This window comes from Phycicoccus flavus (genome assembly GCF_004025965.2).
Classification (GTDB): domain Bacteria; phylum Actinomycetota; class Actinomycetes; order Actinomycetales; family Dermatophilaceae; genus Phycicoccus; species Phycicoccus flavus.
In genome coordinates this window covers 1-13,834 of sequence record NZ_SAYU02000031.1, presented here as the reverse complement: position 1 = coordinate 13,834, position 13,834 = coordinate 1, and the positions used below count along the sequence as shown (strand labels likewise).

At 77.3% G+C, this 13,834-nt stretch carries 14 protein-coding genes and 1 pseudogene; 7 read left to right on the top strand and 8 right to left on the bottom strand.

Annotation, left to right across the window (positions count from 1 at the left end; translation table 11 throughout):
• Positions 1 to 48: 48 nt before the first annotated feature.
• Positions 49 to 984 carry an FAD-dependent oxidoreductase gene (locus EPD83_RS10695; protein ID WP_205859496.1) on the bottom strand — a complete coding sequence of 312 codons (936 nt, stop codon included), beginning with the start codon at positions 982 to 984 and terminating at the stop codon, positions 49 to 51.
• A gap of 117 nt (positions 985 to 1,101) precedes the next feature.
• Between EPD83_RS10695 and EPD83_RS10690 the strand changes: the two genes are divergently transcribed.
• Genes EPD83_RS10690 through EPD83_RS10680 form a run of 3 tightly spaced genes read left to right on the top strand, consistent with a single transcriptional unit; the run spans position 1,102 to position 3,604 of the window.
• Positions 1,102 to 1,977 (top strand): uracil-DNA glycosylase, encoded by an 876-nt coding sequence (locus EPD83_RS10690; protein WP_128365700.1) that lies wholly within the window; start codon positions 1,102 to 1,104, stop codon positions 1,975 to 1,977.
• Positions 1,978 to 2,019: 42 nt separating this feature from the next.
• Positions 2,020 to 2,607, top strand: a complete 588-nt coding sequence (locus EPD83_RS10685) for a GNAT family N-acetyltransferase (RefSeq protein ID WP_235950504.1) — start codon at positions 2,020 to 2,022, stop codon at positions 2,605 to 2,607.
• A 10-nt stretch (positions 2,608 to 2,617) separates the two neighbouring features.
• Entirely contained in the window at positions 2,618 to 3,604 is a 987-nt protein-coding gene (locus EPD83_RS10680; RefSeq protein WP_128365699.1) for a quinone oxidoreductase family protein, read from the top strand.
• A gap of 59 nt (positions 3,605 to 3,663) precedes the next feature.
• Here the strand turns inward: EPD83_RS10680 and EPD83_RS10675 are convergent, their stop codons facing one another.
• The 3 genes from EPD83_RS10675 to EPD83_RS10665 form a co-directional block, all read right to left on the bottom strand.
• Positions 3,664 to 4,011 carry a hypothetical protein gene (locus tag EPD83_RS10675; protein WP_128365698.1) on the bottom strand — a complete coding sequence of 116 codons (348 nt, stop codon included), beginning with the start codon at positions 4,009 to 4,011 and terminating at the stop codon, positions 3,664 to 3,666.
• A gap of 166 nt (positions 4,012 to 4,177) precedes the next feature.
• On the bottom strand, positions 4,178 to 4,948 hold the full coding sequence (locus EPD83_RS10670) for a LuxR C-terminal-related transcriptional regulator (protein ID WP_128365697.1): 771 nt from the start codon (positions 4,946 to 4,948) through the stop codon (positions 4,178 to 4,180).
• Positions 4,945 to 6,198: an ATP-binding protein gene (locus EPD83_RS10665; protein ID WP_235950500.1), complete on the bottom strand. Its 1,254-nt coding sequence runs from the start codon at positions 6,196 to 6,198 to the stop codon at positions 4,945 to 4,947. Before EPD83_RS10665 ends, EPD83_RS10670 begins: the two co-directional genes overlap by 4 nt.
• Before the next feature lie 115 nt (positions 6,199 to 6,313).
• Here EPD83_RS10665 and EPD83_RS10660 point away from each other — a divergent pair, with 115 nt between their 5' ends.
• Positions 6,314 to 7,714 carry a PspC domain-containing protein gene (locus tag EPD83_RS10660; RefSeq protein ID WP_128365696.1) on the top strand — a complete coding sequence of 467 codons (1,401 nt, stop codon included), beginning with the start codon at positions 6,314 to 6,316 and terminating at the stop codon, positions 7,712 to 7,714.
• A 1-nt stretch (position 7,715) separates the two neighbouring features.
• Complete coding sequence (locus EPD83_RS10655) at positions 7,716 to 8,117, top strand: hypothetical protein (protein ID WP_128365695.1); 402 nt, start codon at positions 7,716 to 7,718, stop codon at positions 8,115 to 8,117.
• Positions 8,118 to 8,153: 36 nt separating this feature from the next.
• On the opposite strand, the gene EPD83_RS10650 is transcribed toward EPD83_RS10655, so the two are convergent.
• Together EPD83_RS10650 and EPD83_RS10645 are read right to left on the bottom strand one after the other, a co-directional pair.
• A complete protein-coding gene (locus EPD83_RS10650) occupies positions 8,154 to 8,849 on the bottom strand; it encodes an NUDIX hydrolase (protein WP_128365694.1) in 696 nt (231 codons plus the stop codon).
• Positions 8,846 to 9,985 carry a glycosyltransferase family 4 protein gene (locus EPD83_RS10645; RefSeq protein WP_235950498.1) on the bottom strand — a complete coding sequence of 380 codons (1,140 nt, stop codon included), beginning with the start codon at positions 9,983 to 9,985 and terminating at the stop codon, positions 8,846 to 8,848. Before EPD83_RS10645 ends, EPD83_RS10650 begins: the two co-directional genes overlap by 4 nt.
• Positions 9,986 to 10,011: 26 nt before the next feature.
• Between EPD83_RS10645 and EPD83_RS10640 the strand changes: the two genes are divergently transcribed.
• Entirely contained in the window at positions 10,012 to 10,866 is an 855-nt protein-coding gene (locus tag EPD83_RS10640; protein ID WP_128365692.1) for a PIG-L deacetylase family protein, read from the top strand.
• The gene (locus EPD83_RS10635) at positions 10,863 to 11,987 is read left to right on the top strand and encodes a lysylphosphatidylglycerol synthase domain-containing protein (protein WP_235950497.1); all 1,125 of its coding nucleotides are present in this window, start codon (positions 10,863 to 10,865) and stop codon (positions 11,985 to 11,987) included. Before EPD83_RS10640 ends, EPD83_RS10635 begins: the two co-directional genes overlap by 4 nt.
• Positions 11,988 to 12,008: 21 nt before the next feature.
• Here EPD83_RS10635 and EPD83_RS10630 read toward each other — a convergent pair whose 3' ends face one another.
• Entirely contained in the window at positions 12,009 to 13,271 is a 1,263-nt protein-coding gene (locus tag EPD83_RS10630) for a M18 family aminopeptidase (RefSeq protein ID WP_128365691.1), read from the bottom strand.
• A 29-nt stretch (positions 13,272 to 13,300) separates the two neighbouring features.
• Positions 13,301 to 13,834: pseudogene (locus tag EPD83_RS20670) on the bottom strand (UvrD-helicase domain-containing protein); the annotation flags it as partial.

The following is a 13,834-nucleotide window of genomic DNA, read 5'->3' as shown; positions in this document are numbered from 1 at the left end:
CGGCCCGCCGTCCGCCGGGCGGGGCGGGCCCGGACCGCACGGGCGCGGTCAGCCGAGACCGGCGACGAGGGCGACGACCTCGTCGGCGCACCCCCAGGACAGGGTGACACCGGCACCGCCGTGGCCGACGTCGGTGACGACCGCCCGGCCCCGCACCTCGCGCAGCCGCAGGTCGACCGCCGGCGCCACCGGCCGCAGGCCCACCCGCGACCCGAGGACCTCCGCGTCGCGCAGGGCGGGCACCGCCGCACGGCAGCGCGCCACGATCTCCCCGTGGACGTCCGGGTCCGGCGCCTCGTCCTCCCCCGGGTCGTCGGTCCCGCCGCACACCACCCACCCCGGGTGCGGCAGGACGTAGGTGAGGCCGGCGTCGGCGCCGGCGTCGACGAACCAGCGCTCCAGGCCCGGGTTCGCGAGCAACGCCACCTGCCCGCGGGCGGCGGACACCTCGACCTCGGGCAGCAGCCGGGGCGTCGCGAGCCCGGTGGCCAGGACGACGACGTCGTCCTCGAGCTCGTCGAGGTCCTCGACCCGGCCGTCCGCCAGCTCCACCCCGGCGGCGACGCAGGCCTGCTCGAGCCAGGCGAGGTGGACCGGCATGGAGACCAGCGGCAGCCGGGCGACGACCCCGGACGCCGCCCCCTCCGGCAGCTCGCCGGGCCGGGCGTCCCGCCACCCCGTGACCCCCTCGGTCCACCACCGGTCCGGACCCGCCCGCTCGACGAGCAGGCCGTCCCGCAGCGCCACCCCGCTCGTCGGGTCCGCCGCGAGCCCGGTGAGGCGGGCCAGCGAGACCAGCCCCCAGGCGACCACCCGGTCGCGGGGCTCGACGTGGTAGGGGAACCACAGCCCGCCGGCGACCGCCGAGACCGTCCCGGCCGCGGGGACCTCCCGCACGCACCACACGCGGTGGCCGGCCCCGGCCAGCGCCAGGGCAGCGGTGAGCCCGACGACTCCGCCGCCGACCACCGTCACCCGCGTCACGACCCCATCGTCGCGAGTCCTCCCGTACCCCGCCCGCCACCACGCCGTGGCGGCCCGGGAGCGGACGGGCCGCGGTCGGACGCCGACCGGCGCCGCCCGCCTCCGTAGAGTCGCGGCATGGCGGACGGACGGCGGGACCCGCACCCGGTCACCGACGGGGACCGGCTCGACCCGCACCCGGTGACGGGCACACCGCTGCCCTCCCCCGCGCCGGCCGGTGGCGGCTGGCCGGACGACCCCGCCGCCCCGGACACCCCGGTGGCCCGCACCCCGGCGCAGGTCCGCCGGCTCGCCGCCTCCGCCGCGGACGTCCCCGCCCTCCAGGCGCGGATCTCGGTGTGCCGGGCCTGCCCCCGCCTCGTCACCTGGCGCGAGGACGTCGCGCGCACCGGGCGCCGGGCCGCGTTCGCGGAGCAGCCGTACTGGGGACGCCCCGGCCCGTCGTTCGGCGACCCCGACGCCGAGGTGCTGCTCGTCGGGCTCGCCCCCGCCGCCAACGGGACGAACCGCACCGGCCGGATGTTCACCGGCGACGCCTCGGGCGACTTCCTCTACGCCGCCCTGCACCGCACCGGCTTCGCCGCGCTCCCGACCTCGGTGGGCGCCGGCGACGGCCAGCGGCTCACCGGGCTGCGCATCGTCGCAGCCGTCCGCTGCGCCCCGCCCCGCAACGCGCCGACGCCGGACGAGCGCGCCGCCTGCTCGCCGTGGCTCGAGCGCGACCTCGTGCTCGCGGCGCCGCGTCTGCGCGCGGTCCTCTGCCTGGGCTCGATCGGCTGGAACGCGGCGATCGACGCCGCCCGCGCCCTCGGCTGGGAGGTGCCGCGGCCCAAACCCCGGTTCGGGCACGCCGCCGAGGTCCCCCTGGGGCTGCCCGACGGCCGCGTCGTCTGGCTCGTCGGCTCCTACCACGTGAGTCCGCACAACACCTACACGAAGCGGCTGACGCCGGACATGCTCGACGCCGTGCTGCGCGGCCTGCGCACCGGGTGACGGGGTGGAAGGCGCCCGCGCCGCCGACGTACCGTCGGCCGGGTGATCGTCCTGCACGCCCCCGACGCCGCGATGCGCGCGTCCTACCTCGCGGCCCACGACGAGTTCGTCGCGGTCGGCGAGGGTCACCGCGACGGCGACGGGCTGTGGGTCGAGGAGCCGGACGAGGGCGGCTTCGCGGGGGTCGCCTTCTCCCGCGCCGAGCTCGAGACCCCCGAGGGCTTCGCGCGCTTCGCAGGGCACCGGCGCGACCAGGCCCGCGAGGACACCCCGCGACCGACCGGCCACGTGCCGTGCACCTTCTTCTGGGTGGTCGACGACGCCGACCCCACGACCTACCTGGGGTCGCTGTCCGTCCGGCACCGGCTGACGCCGTTCCTCCTGGAGTACGGCGGCCACATCGGCTACTCGGTGCGCCCGTCCGCCCGCCGCCGGCACGTCGCCACCGACGCCCTGCGCCTCGCGCTGCCGGAGTGCGCGGCCCTGGGCATCGACCCGGTCCTCGTCACCTGCGACGACGACAACGTCGGGTCGGCCCGGACGATCGAGGCCAACGGCGGGGTGCTCGAGGACGTCCGCGACGGCAAGCGCCGGTACTGGATCGCCCTCGACCGGGGGGCGCCCGCCTAGCATCGGCGGCATGAGCCAGCACAGCGGACCCGCCCTCGTCGTCACCGAGACCGGGGGGCGCGACGTCCTCGAGGTGCAGCAGCGGGACGCCGACGAGCCCGGCCGGGACCAGGTGCTCGTCGAGGTCGCCGCCGTCGGCGTCAACTTCATCGACGTCTACCAGCGCGAGGGCGTCTACCCGATGGAGACCCCGTTCGTCGCCGGTAACGAGGGCGCCGGCACCGTCGTCGCGGTCGGCGCCGACGTCACCGGGCTCGCCGTCGGCGACCGGGTCGCGTGGCCCCAGGGCATCGGCAGCGGCGCGCGCTTCAGCGTCCAGCCGGCCTCCGGCGTCGTGGCGGTGCCGGACGGGGTCGACCTCGACGTCGCGGCCGCCGTCATGCTCCAGGGCCTCACGGCGCACTACCTGACGAGCAGCACCTACCCGGTGGCCACGGGCACGACGGCGCTCGTGCACGCCGCGGCCGGTGGCGTCGGGCAGCTGCTCGTGCAGACCGTGAAGTCGCTCGGCGGCACGGTGGTCGCGACGGCGGGCGGACCGGAGAAGTGCGCGACGGCGAGCGGGCTCGGGGCCGACCACGTCATCGACTACCGGGACGTCGACGACCTCGCCGCCGCGGTGCGCGAGGCGACCGACGGACGCGGGGTCGACGTCGCCTATGACGGGGTGGGCAAGGACACCTTCGACGCCTCGCTGGCCTCGCTGCGCCCGCGCGGGGTCATGGCCCTCTTCGGCGCGGCGAGCGGTCAGGTGCCGCCGTTCGACATCCAGCGCCTCAACGGCGGCGGCTCCCTGTTCCTCACCCGACCGTCGCTGGGCCACCACGTGGCGACCCGCGAGGAGCTGGAGTGGCGCTCGCGCGAGGTGCTCGGCGCCGTGGCCGACGGCTCGCTGCGGGTGTCGATCGGCGGCCGCTACGACCTCGCCGACGCCGCCCGGGCCTACGAGGACCTCGAGGGTCGGCGCACCCAGGGCAAGCTGCTGCTCCTGCCCTGACCGCCGCCGGCCGCACAGGCGGTGACGGACGCCCCGGCCTCGCCGGCGTCGGGCAGCCCTCAGACCCAGAGGACGGCGACCGCCGCGTTCAGCACGGCGAGCCCGCCGGCGGCGTGCACGAGCTGCGGGCGCTCGCCCCGACCCCGGCGGGCCCGGCCGGCCGCGACCTCGGCGCAGGCGGCGACGGCGATCGCGACGACGAGCTTGACGCCGATCTTGGCGTGGTTCACCGGGTCATCGCCCATCTCGACGACGCCGACGAGGAGCAGGCCCGTGACGATCTGCGCCCGGGCTCCCCAGAGCAGCGCCGGCGTCGGGCGGCCACGGGCGACGAACACCGCGCTGCCGACGATTGCCGCCATCCCGAGCAGGTGCAGCAGGACGAGCAGGTTCTCGACGATCTCCATGCGGACAGCCTAGGGACGCCGCCGCGACGCTCGGCCGCCACCCGGCGGCCTGAGGGCCGGCGCGTGCTCTACACGGGAAACCCGGGGTTCGCAGGGGCGATCAAACCTTGCCAACCCCGCCCTTCGCGGATGGGGCGGGGAAGTCGGGACGGGTGGGGAGGCGGGCTCAGACGAGGCGGCGGCCCATGGCCCAGGCGGTGAGCTCGTGCCGGGAGGACAGCTGGAGCTTGCGCAGCACCGACGACACGTGCGTCTCGACGGTCTTCACGGAGATGAACAGCTCCTTGGCCACCTCCTTGTACTGGTAGCCGCGGGCGATGAGCCGCATGACCTCGCGCTCGCGCGCCGAGAGCCGGTCCAGCTCCTCGTCGACCTCGGCGATCTCGCCCGCCGCGGCCCCGAACGCGTCGAGGACGAACCCGGCGAGCCGGGGCGAGAAGACGGCGTCCCCGTCGGCCACCCGGCGGATGGCGGACACGAGGTCGCGGGCGGTGATCGTCTTCGTCACGTACCCGCGCGCGCCGGCCCGGATGACGGCGATGACGTCCTCGGCCGCGTCGGACACCGACAGCGCGAGGAAGCGCACCGGCGTCCCCGCGGCGGTCTCGACGCCGGCGCACCCGCGCACGACGTCGGCGCCGCCGTTGCCGGAGCCGCCGGGCAGGTGCACGTCGAGGAGGACGACGTCCGGGGTCTCGCGGCGGATGACCGCGACCGCGGTGTCGACGTCGGGTGCCTCGCCGACGAACTCGCACACCGGGAACCCGCCGGACATGGCCTCGGTGAGCTCGGCCCGCACCCCGGTGCGGAACATCCGGTGGTCGTCGACGAGGACGACGCGCACCGGGGTGGGCGCGCCGCCGGACCCGCCGCCGGAGGACCCGCCGGACGGGCCGGCCGGGGTCGCACCGGACGGGGTGCTGGACGAGGGGCTCATGTCGGTTCTCCTTCGATCGGCGGCAGCCGCAGCTCGACCTCGGTGCCGTCCTCGCGGCGGCGGACCCGGGCCGAGCCGCCGTGCCGTTCCATGCGGCCGAGGACGGACTGGCGGACCCCGAGCCGATCCTCGGGGACGGCGTCGAGGTCGAAGCCCGTGCCGCGGTCGCGGACGAACGCCTCGACCCCGCTCGGCCCGATCTCGACGTAGGCGGTGACGGGTGGGGCGCCGTGCCGGACGGCGTTGAGCAGTGCCTCGCGCAGCGCCCGGGACAGGGCGACGCCGTGCTGCTCGAAGGGCCGGTCGCCGGTGACGACGAGGTCGACGGGGACGCCGTGCACGTCCTCGACCTCGTGCGCGACCTCGGTGACGGCGGCGGCCAGCGACTCCTGAGAGCCGGTCGGCCCGTCGTAGAGCCAGGTCCGCAGCTCGCGCTCCTGGGCCCGGGCCAGCCGGGTCACGGCCTGCGGGTCGGCGGACTGGCGCTGGATGAGGGCGAGGGTCTGCAGCACGGAGTCGTGCAGGTGGGCGGCGATGTCGGCGCGCTCGGTGGCGCGGGCGGCGGCGACCTGCTCGCGCCGGAAGTCGCTCCACAGCCGGACGGCCCACGGGGCCGCGAGGATGAGCGCGCCGACGAGCACCGACAGCGCCGCGAGCATCGCGTCCCAGACGACGGTGACGGAGCGGCCGCGGGTCATCAGCGCGAGGATGCCGACGAGCGCGAGGATGGACCCGATGCCCACCCGCAGCCACCCGACGCCGCCGGGCCCCGACGACAGCCACCGGGTGCGCTGGGCGTCGTCGAGGGTGCTCCAGGCGACGACCGCCCCGACCCCGATGGCGACGACCGGCACGAGGAAGGAGCCGCGGATGTCGACGCCGACGCCGGGGACGAGCAGCGCCAGCCCCACGAGGACGATGACGACGCCGACCGCGAGGTAGAGCAGCCACCGGCGCCGCTCGGACCAGCGCCGGCCGGGCTCGTCCTGCGGGGCGATGTCCTCCTCGCCGGTGAGGGCCCAGAGGAAGACGTACGCGGCCACGCCGGCCCCGCCGGAGACCGCGAGGACGACGAACGCGAGCCGCACGAGCCGCCGCGACACCCCGAGGTGGCGGGCCACGGCCTCGCAGACCCCGGGCGTCCACCCGGCCGCCCGCGAGCGCACGAGCGGCGGCCGGGACGGCGCCGGCACCGGCTCGGGCGCGGCGGCGGCGGCCCGGACGGTCGCGGGCTCGTAGGGGGTGGGCACACCCCCATCCTGACGCACCGGGAGGCCTCCGGGCCCGCTCCAGGGGTCCGCTCAGGGCAGGGTCAGGGTCGACCCTCATGGCGGGCGGGCGGCCGTCGCCGGGACCCTGGTCGGTATGACGGACACGACCACCCAGGAGCCCCCGCCGCCCCAGCGAGCGCCCGGCGCCCTCGACGACCTCTTCTCCCGGCTGCGCGGCCTCGGTCTGCGCCGGGACACCGACCGCCGCTGGTTCGGCGGCGTCTGCTCGGGCATCGCGGCCCGGGTCGACGTCGACCCCCTGCTCATCCGGGCCGCGGCCATCGCCCTGACCATCGCCGGCGGCTTCGGCATCGCCCTCTACCTCGTCCTGTGGTTCGTCCTGCCCGACCGCCACGACCGCGTCCTCGCCGAGCGCGCGCTGCGGCAGGGCGAGGCCTGGCCCGTCGTCCTCGGCGTCGCCGCCGGGCTGTTCGTCGTCGGCGGGCTCGCCTCGGTGGGCTTCGGGAACGACGGCATCGGCAGCTCGCTGTGGATCGTCCTGCCGGTCGCGCTCGTCGTGTGGTTCCTCGCCACCCGCAGCCGGCCCGGCGCCCTCGCCCCGTGGCCGGGCACCGGCCCCGCCCGCGCCGTCCCCCCGCCGCCGCCACCCGGCACCCCCGCTCCCGTCGGCGACGACACCGTCGCCGGCCCCACCCCCGGAGGACCCCCGATGTCCGCACCGACCAGCTCCTTCGCCCCCGGCACGCTCGACACCGGCGCTCCGTCCACCGCGGCGCCGGCCGGGACGCCCCCCGGCGGACCGGGCACCCTCGCCCGCGGCCCCTACGGCGGCGCTCGCCCGCCCGCCGCCCCCGTGCCGCCGCCGCCCCCGCGGCCCCGCCGCCGGCGTCCGAGCGGGTTCGTCGGGCTCGTCTCGCTCGGGGTCGCCATCGTCCTCGGCGGTCTGGGGACGCTGCTCGCCGGGCCCGTCGGGTTCCCGGGCGAGCCGGCCGTCCTCGGGATCGTGCTGGCCCTGGCCGGGGTCTCGGCCGTCGTCGTCGGGCTGGGCCTCTCCGGCCGGGCCGCCGGGTTCAGCGGCTTCCTCGTCGTCGTCCTGGCCTTCCTCGGCGTCGCGACGGCCGCCGCGACCCAGGCGGTCGACGCACGCGGCGGCTTCGGGGACCGCACCTGGACCCCCATGACGTCCGGCCTGCCGGCCGACTACGAGCTGGGCGCGGGCGACGCCGTCCTCGACCTGCGGCAGCTCACCGCCCCGCCGGACGGCGCCCCCGCCGGCGAGGTCCGCGCCAGCCTCGGCGCCGGGCAGCTCGACATCCGCGTCCCCGCCGACCTCACCGTCGAGATCGTCCCGACCACCGGGCTCGGACGCATCGAGCACGACTACACGACCGCGTCCGGCGAACGGCGCAGCGACGTCCTGCAGGACGGCACCGACCGCGCGCCCCGCGTGGTCACCGGGGACGGCGGCGAGCCGGACCTCGTCGTCTCCGTCCAGCTCGGGTTCGGCGACATCACCATCGACGAGGAGGGCTGACATGGCCACCGACGACACCCACCCCAGGTCCGACGACGACACCCGGACCCTCTCGGCCGACCTCGGTCTCGAGGGCGGGACCACCCGCGAGGACGGCCCCGAGGGCCCGGAATCGGAGGCTGCCGGCCGGGCGGTGCCGCCGCCCGCCACGACGGCCGGCCCCACCCCGACGGGGGTGCCGCAGCCGTACGGCCCACCGGTCGTCTACCGCACCGGCCCGGCCCCGTTCGCCCTCTTCCTCGGGCTCCTCGGCCTGCTCGTCGCCGTCGTCGTCCTCGTCGGGCAGTCCGCCGACGTGAGCCCGGCCTGGGACGAGATCGGTCCGTGGGCCGTCGTCGCCGGCGGGGTCGTCGTCGCCGGGGTCGGGGTCCTCGGTCTGCGCGCCGGGCGGCGGGCCGACTGACCCTCCACCCCGTGGGCCCTGCGGCCCCGGTCGCGCTCAGGCGTGGCCGGTGGCCCGCAGGGCCCACCGCACGGTGGGGACGAGGTCGAGGGCGCCGAGCGCGTCCAGGGCGACCCACCGGGCGTCCGAGGTCGAGCCCCCGACGTCGTGCACGACGGGCTCTCCGGGTGCCGGGCACACGGCCGTGTGCAGCAACCGGACGGCGTGGTAGTCCTCGGCGCCGCGGTCGGACCGGCCGACCCAGTGGGCGGTCATCACGCCGACGAACCGCAGGTCGGCCACGTCCTGGCCCGTCTCCTCCCTCACCTCCCGGACGACGGCGGCCTCCGCCGACTCGCCGGGGTCCAGCCCGCCGCCGGGCAGCGTCCACCGGCCCGGGGCGTCGGTGCGGGTCGACAGCCGGGTGAGCAGCAGGCGTCCGGCGTCGACGACGACGGCGTACGCGGCCACCCGCTGGCGGGGCGTCACCGCGGCCCGGTCCGTGGCGGACAGCCCCGGCCCGGCCGGTCCCGCCGACGCGGCGACGGCCCGCGTGGCCGTCACGTCGTAGGTGAGCACGAGGCGGCCGAGGACCCCGCTGACGGCGACCCCCGGCGCGCGCGACGGGTCACCGGGGGCGTCGGGCGCGGTCGCCCAGCCCCGGGCGGCGAGCCCGTCGGCCGGGTCGGCGCCGTGCTCGAGGACGAACCGCGCGACCTCGGTGCCGGCGGACCGGCCGACGACGGTGATCACCCGGCGGCCCCGGCCCGGCGGTACTCGGCGACCGTCGCGTCGAGCACCCGCTCCCAGCCCTGCCGCGGCGGCACCGCCCGCAGGTGCTCGCGCATCGCGGCGAGCCGCCCGGGGTCGGCGCCCAGCCCGGCCACGGCGACGGCCAGCGCCTCGTCGTCGGGGACGAGCAGGCCGTCGACCCCGTGGCTCACGACGTCGTCCACGCCGGTGCCCCGCAGCGCGACGACCGGCAGGCCGGCGGCCCGGGCCTCCAGCGCGGCGATGCCGAACGCCTCGAGGCGGGCCGCGGACAGGTAGACGTCGGCGGCGTGGTGCAGGCGGCGCAGGCCGACGCGGTCCAGGCGCCCGGGCAGAGCCACCCAGCCCATGCCGCGGGCCCGCAGGTAGGACTCCATGACCCGCCGCTGCGGCCCCTCGCCGGCGACGGTGACCCGCAGCGGCACGTCGTCGGGGAGCAGGGTCCGGGTGCGGTGCAGTGCGCCGAGGAGCGCCAGGGGACGCTTGCGCCGCACGAGCCGCATCACGGTGACGACGTGCAGCCCGGACGACGGGCCGTCCCCGTCCGCCGCGTCGTCGGTGCCCCTCTCGCTCCACCAGCCGGCGTCGACCCCGTTGTTGAGCACCTCGACCCGCGCCCCGCCGGCGGCGCGCGAGACCTGGTCGGCGGCCATCCGCGACACCGCGCTCAGGGCCACCCCGCGGCCGGCCCAGCGCCGCAGGTGGCCCGCGGCCCGCATCCCCGGCACGGCCCCCCCGAGGACGCAGTGGAAGGTGGCGGCCACCGGCAGCCCGGCGTCGCGGGCGGTGCGCACGAGGTCGGTGGCGAACGGGCTGACGACGCCGAGGTGGGCGTGGGCGACGTCGAAGCCGCCCGCGTCCAGCCGGCGACGGACCTCCGGCGGGGCCAGCGGGTTGACCGGGACCCCGCCGGGCAGCGGCAGCGCCATCCGGTGCACGACGACGCCGCCGTCCTCCGCGGTCCGCGCGCCGTGCCGCTCTCCCCCGGGTCCGGTGGTGGCCGTGAACACCTCGACGTCGTGCCCCGCGCCGGCCAGCCGGTGCGCGAGGTCGTGGACCTGCCGCTCGATGCCCCCGACCCGCGGCGGGTAGCAGTCCGACAGGAGCGCGACCTTCACGGGGGACCACCCTGCCATGCGCGAGGATGGGCGCGATGTCCCGCACGCTCGTGGCGTTCCACGCCCACCCCGACGACGAGGCGCTCCTCACGGCCGGCACGATGGCGAAGGCCGCCGCCGAGGGGCACCGCGTCGTGCTCGTCCTCGCGACCAACGGCGGGGCGGGGCTGGCCGACGACGACCTGCGGCGGATCGGCCTCGGACAGCTGCGGCTCGCGGAGGCGGCGCGGTCGGCCGCGGCGCTCGGCGTCGTCCGGGTCGAGTGGCTGGGCTACGCGGACAGCGGCAGCGGACCCGAGCCCGAGCCGGACCTGCCCGACGTGACGCGCTTCTGCCGGGCCCCGGTCGAGGAGGCCGCCGAACGGCTCGCGGCCATCCTGCGCACCGAGCGCGCCGATGTCCTGCTCAGCTACGACGCCGCGGGCGGCTACGGCCACCGCGACCACCGGCGGGTGCACGAGGTCGGCGCCCGGGCGGCCCGGATCGCCGGGACGCCGCGGGTGCTCGAGGCCACCGTCCCGCGCGACACCATCGCCCGCGCCGTCCGGCTCGCCGCGCGCGTCTACCGCTTCCCGGAGGAGTTCGACCCCACGAGCTTCGAACGGGCCTTCACCGCCCGGCGCGACATCACCCACCGCATCGACGTCCGCCGCCACGTCGAGGCCAAGCGGTCCGCGATGCGGGCGCACGCCTCCCAGGCCACCGGCGGCGGCGCGTCGGCCCCCGGCGCGGGTGTGCAGACCGGCGACCGCACGCTCGCCGTCTTCCTGCGCATCCCGCGGCCCCTCTACGACCTCGTCTTCGGCCGCGAGTGGTACCGGGACCCCTCCGGACCGTTCCGCGGCGGCGTCCGCCGGGACGTCTTCGAGGGCCTGCCGTGAGGGCCGGCGGCGTCGAGCTGCCGACCCAGGGCCGCCAGGTCCTCCAGTTCCTCGTCGGGCTGTCGCTGGCGGCCGTGCTGCTCGTGTGGGGGCTGCCCTACTTCGCGAAGACGTCGTGGTCCGACATCTGGGCCGTCATCCGCACCGTGCCGCTGCTGCACGCGGTCGGCCTGCAGCTGCTCATGCTCGTCGGGCTGTGGTTCTACACCTTCACCTTCACCGGCTCGCTGCGCGGCCTGACCCACGGCAAGGCCCTCGTCATCAACCTCTGCGGGTCGTCGGTCTCGAACCTGCTGCCCGGCGGCGGGGCGCTCGGCCTCGCCGCCACCTTCGCGCTGTGCCGGTCGTGGGGCTTCACCCGGCGCGCGACGTCGACGTCCGCCGTCGTCACCGGCATCTGGAACGTCCTGGCCCGGATCGCGCTGCCGGTGCTGGCGATCCTCGTCCTCGTCGCCGGTGGGGTCGACCTGCCGCGCGCGCTCACCGACCTCGCCGTCGCCGGGTCGCTGTCGGGGCTCGCGATCATCGGGACGGTGGCGGCCATGCTCGCCAGCGAGCGGGTCGCCCAGCGGGTCGGGGCGGTGATCGACCGCGTGGTCCGGCCGCTGGTGCGACGACGGCGCGCCACCGGCCCCGCGATGAGCGTCGCGGACCTCGTGAGCGACCTGCGCTCGCGCATCATCGACGTCGTCCGCTGGCGCTGGTGGTCGATGAGCCTCGGGATCGTCGCCTTCTTCGGGACGTACTACGTCCTCTTCGTCCTCGTCATGCGCGAGACGGGCGTCACGCTGTCGCTGGACCTGCTCTTCGCGGCCTACGCCGTCGGCCGGCTGCTCACGGCGGTCGGTATCACGCCGGGCGGGGTCGGGGTCACCGAGACGGCGACGAGCGCGATCCTCGTCGGCTGGGGGGCCGACGCCGCGGCGGCCACCGGCGGGGTCGTCCTGTTCTCGCTCGTCACCCACGTCATGGAGGTGCCGCTCGGGGGGATCGGCTGGCTGCTGTGGTCGCTGAGTCCCAAGAAGGAGCCGCCGGCCGAGGGCGAGGAGCCCCTGTTCCGGCACGGCCGGGTGCCGGTGCCCGGCGAGGCCCGGCGCGGCCCGCGGCCCGACCCGGGCTGAGGCCCGTCGCGGGGTCCCTCGTCAGCCGGCGAGGAAGGCGGCGACCGCCGCGTGCAGGGCGACGAGGTCGTCGACGTGCACGAGCTCGCGGGCGGAGTGCATCGACAGCAGCCCGACCCCGACGTCCACCGTGGGGATCCCGAGCCGGGTCGCGGCGAGCGGTCCGATCGTCGAGCCGCCGGGGATGGTGTTGACGTTGACGTAGTGCTGCCACGGCACCCCGGCGGCGGCGCAGGTGGCCGCGAAGAGCGCCTCGCCGCGCGCGTCGGTCGTGTACCGCTGGGTGGCGCTGACCTTGAGCAGCGGACCGCCGCCGGGACGCGGGCGGTTGCCGGGGTCGTGCTTCTCCGGGTGCCCGGGGTGGACGAGGTGTCCGGCGTCGCTGGAGAGCAGCCAGGACCCGCGCAGCGCCCTGGCGGCCTCGGACCGGCTCGCGCCCAGCCCCTCCTGGATCCGGCCGACGACGTCCTCGAGCAGCGGGCCGGCCGCGCCGGACGTCGACGCCGACCCGACCTCCTCGTGGTCGAAGGCCGCGAGGACGGCGACGTGCCCGGCGTCCTCCGGTGCCTCGAGCAGCCCGGCGAGACCGGCGTGGACGCTCGTGAGGTTGTCCATCCGGCCGCAGGCGAGCAGCCGGCCGCCGACGCCGATGCGCGCGGCGGGCTGGGTGTCGGCGAGGAAGAGGTCCCCGGCGACGGCGTCCCCGAGCGCCTCCCGCAGCCAGTGGCGGACGTCGGCGGGGTCGGAGCCGTCGTCGACCCCGACGACGGGCAGGAGGTGGCGCTGGCGGTCGGGGCGGAAGTCGTCGGTGCGCTCGAGGTGGATCGCCACGTGCGGGATGCGGGCGACCGCCTCGGTGCGCACGAGCCGGACGGTGCCGTCGGGGTCGACCACCCTCCCGGCGACGGCGAGGTCCCGGTCGAACCAGCTGCCGAGGATCGGCCCGCCGTAGACCTCGACGTTGAGGCGCTCCCAGCCGTCGGCGCGGACGACGGCGTGCGGCTTCAGCCGGAAGCCCGGCGAGTCGGTGTGTGCGCCGAGCACCCGGAACGGCGTCGTCGGCCCGGCACCGGCCGGCACCCGCCAGGCGACGACCGCGCCGTCGCGGACGACGACGTATCCGCCCGGAGCGGTGGGCCACTCGGCGGACTCCTCGAGAGCGGTGAACCCGGCCGCCACGAACCGGTCCCGGGCCGCGGCGGCAGCGTGGTAGGACGTCGGGGAGTCGGCGACGTAGCGGGCGAAGTCGTCGGGCACGGTGTCGGAGCCGGTCACGCGGGCCATCCTCGCAGCCCGGCCGACGACCGCCGGCGTCGCTGGCTGTCGGCGGCGTCGTAGATGGAGAACTGCGAGCGCATCCCGACCTTGTCGGCCTCGCGGCGCAGGATCCGCACGCACGCGCTGTGGAAGGTCATGACCCACATCGCCCTGGCCCGCGGGCCGACGAGCGCCGACACCCGCTCGCGCATCTCCGCTGCGGCCTTGTTCGTGAAGGTGATGGCGAGCACCTGTCCCGGCTGCACCCCGCGGTCGGCGAGCAGGTGGGCGATGCGGTGGGTGAGGACCCGGGTCTTGCCCGACCCGGCGCCCGCGACGATGAGCAGTGGCGGCCCCTCGTGGAGCACGGCCTCGCGCTGCTGGGGGTTCAGGCCCTCGAGGAGGGCGTCGGCGTCGAGCCGCCCAGGAGGGGCGACCGGACCCCCGTCGGGACCGCGGCCCTCCGCGGCGGCCTGCGCCCAGGTGGGGACGCCGGCGGCGTTGACGAGGGCGGCGTGCGCGCTGTCGTGGGTCGCGGGACCCGCGGCTCCGGGGCGTCCGGACCCGCCGAGGTCGAGGCCGTCGAAGAG

Coding starts and splice junctions, on each gene's coding strand:
- EPD83_RS10690 (WP_128365700.1), top strand. CDS start 1,102: ATGGCGGACGGACGGCGGGACCCGCACCCGGTCACCGACGGGGACCGG.
- EPD83_RS10660 (WP_128365696.1), top strand. CDS start 6,314: ATGACGGACACGACCACCCAGGAGCCCCCGCCGCCCCAGCGAGCGCCC.
- EPD83_RS10670 (WP_128365697.1), bottom strand. CDS start 4,948: ATGAGCCCCTCGTCCAGCACCCCGTCCGGTGCGACCCCGGCCGGCCCG.
- EPD83_RS10680 (WP_128365699.1), top strand. CDS start 2,618: ATGAGCCAGCACAGCGGACCCGCCCTCGTCGTCACCGAGACCGGGGGG.
- EPD83_RS10655 (WP_128365695.1), top strand. CDS start 7,716: ATGGCCACCGACGACACCCACCCCAGGTCCGACGACGACACCCGGACC.
- EPD83_RS10630 (WP_128365691.1), bottom strand. CDS start 13,271: ATGGCCCGCGTGACCGGCTCCGACACCGTGCCCGACGACTTCGCCCGC.
- EPD83_RS10640 (WP_128365692.1), top strand. CDS start 10,012: ATGGGCGCGATGTCCCGCACGCTCGTGGCGTTCCACGCCCACCCCGAC.
- EPD83_RS10675 (WP_128365698.1), bottom strand. CDS start 4,011: ATGGAGATCGTCGAGAACCTGCTCGTCCTGCTGCACCTGCTCGGGATG.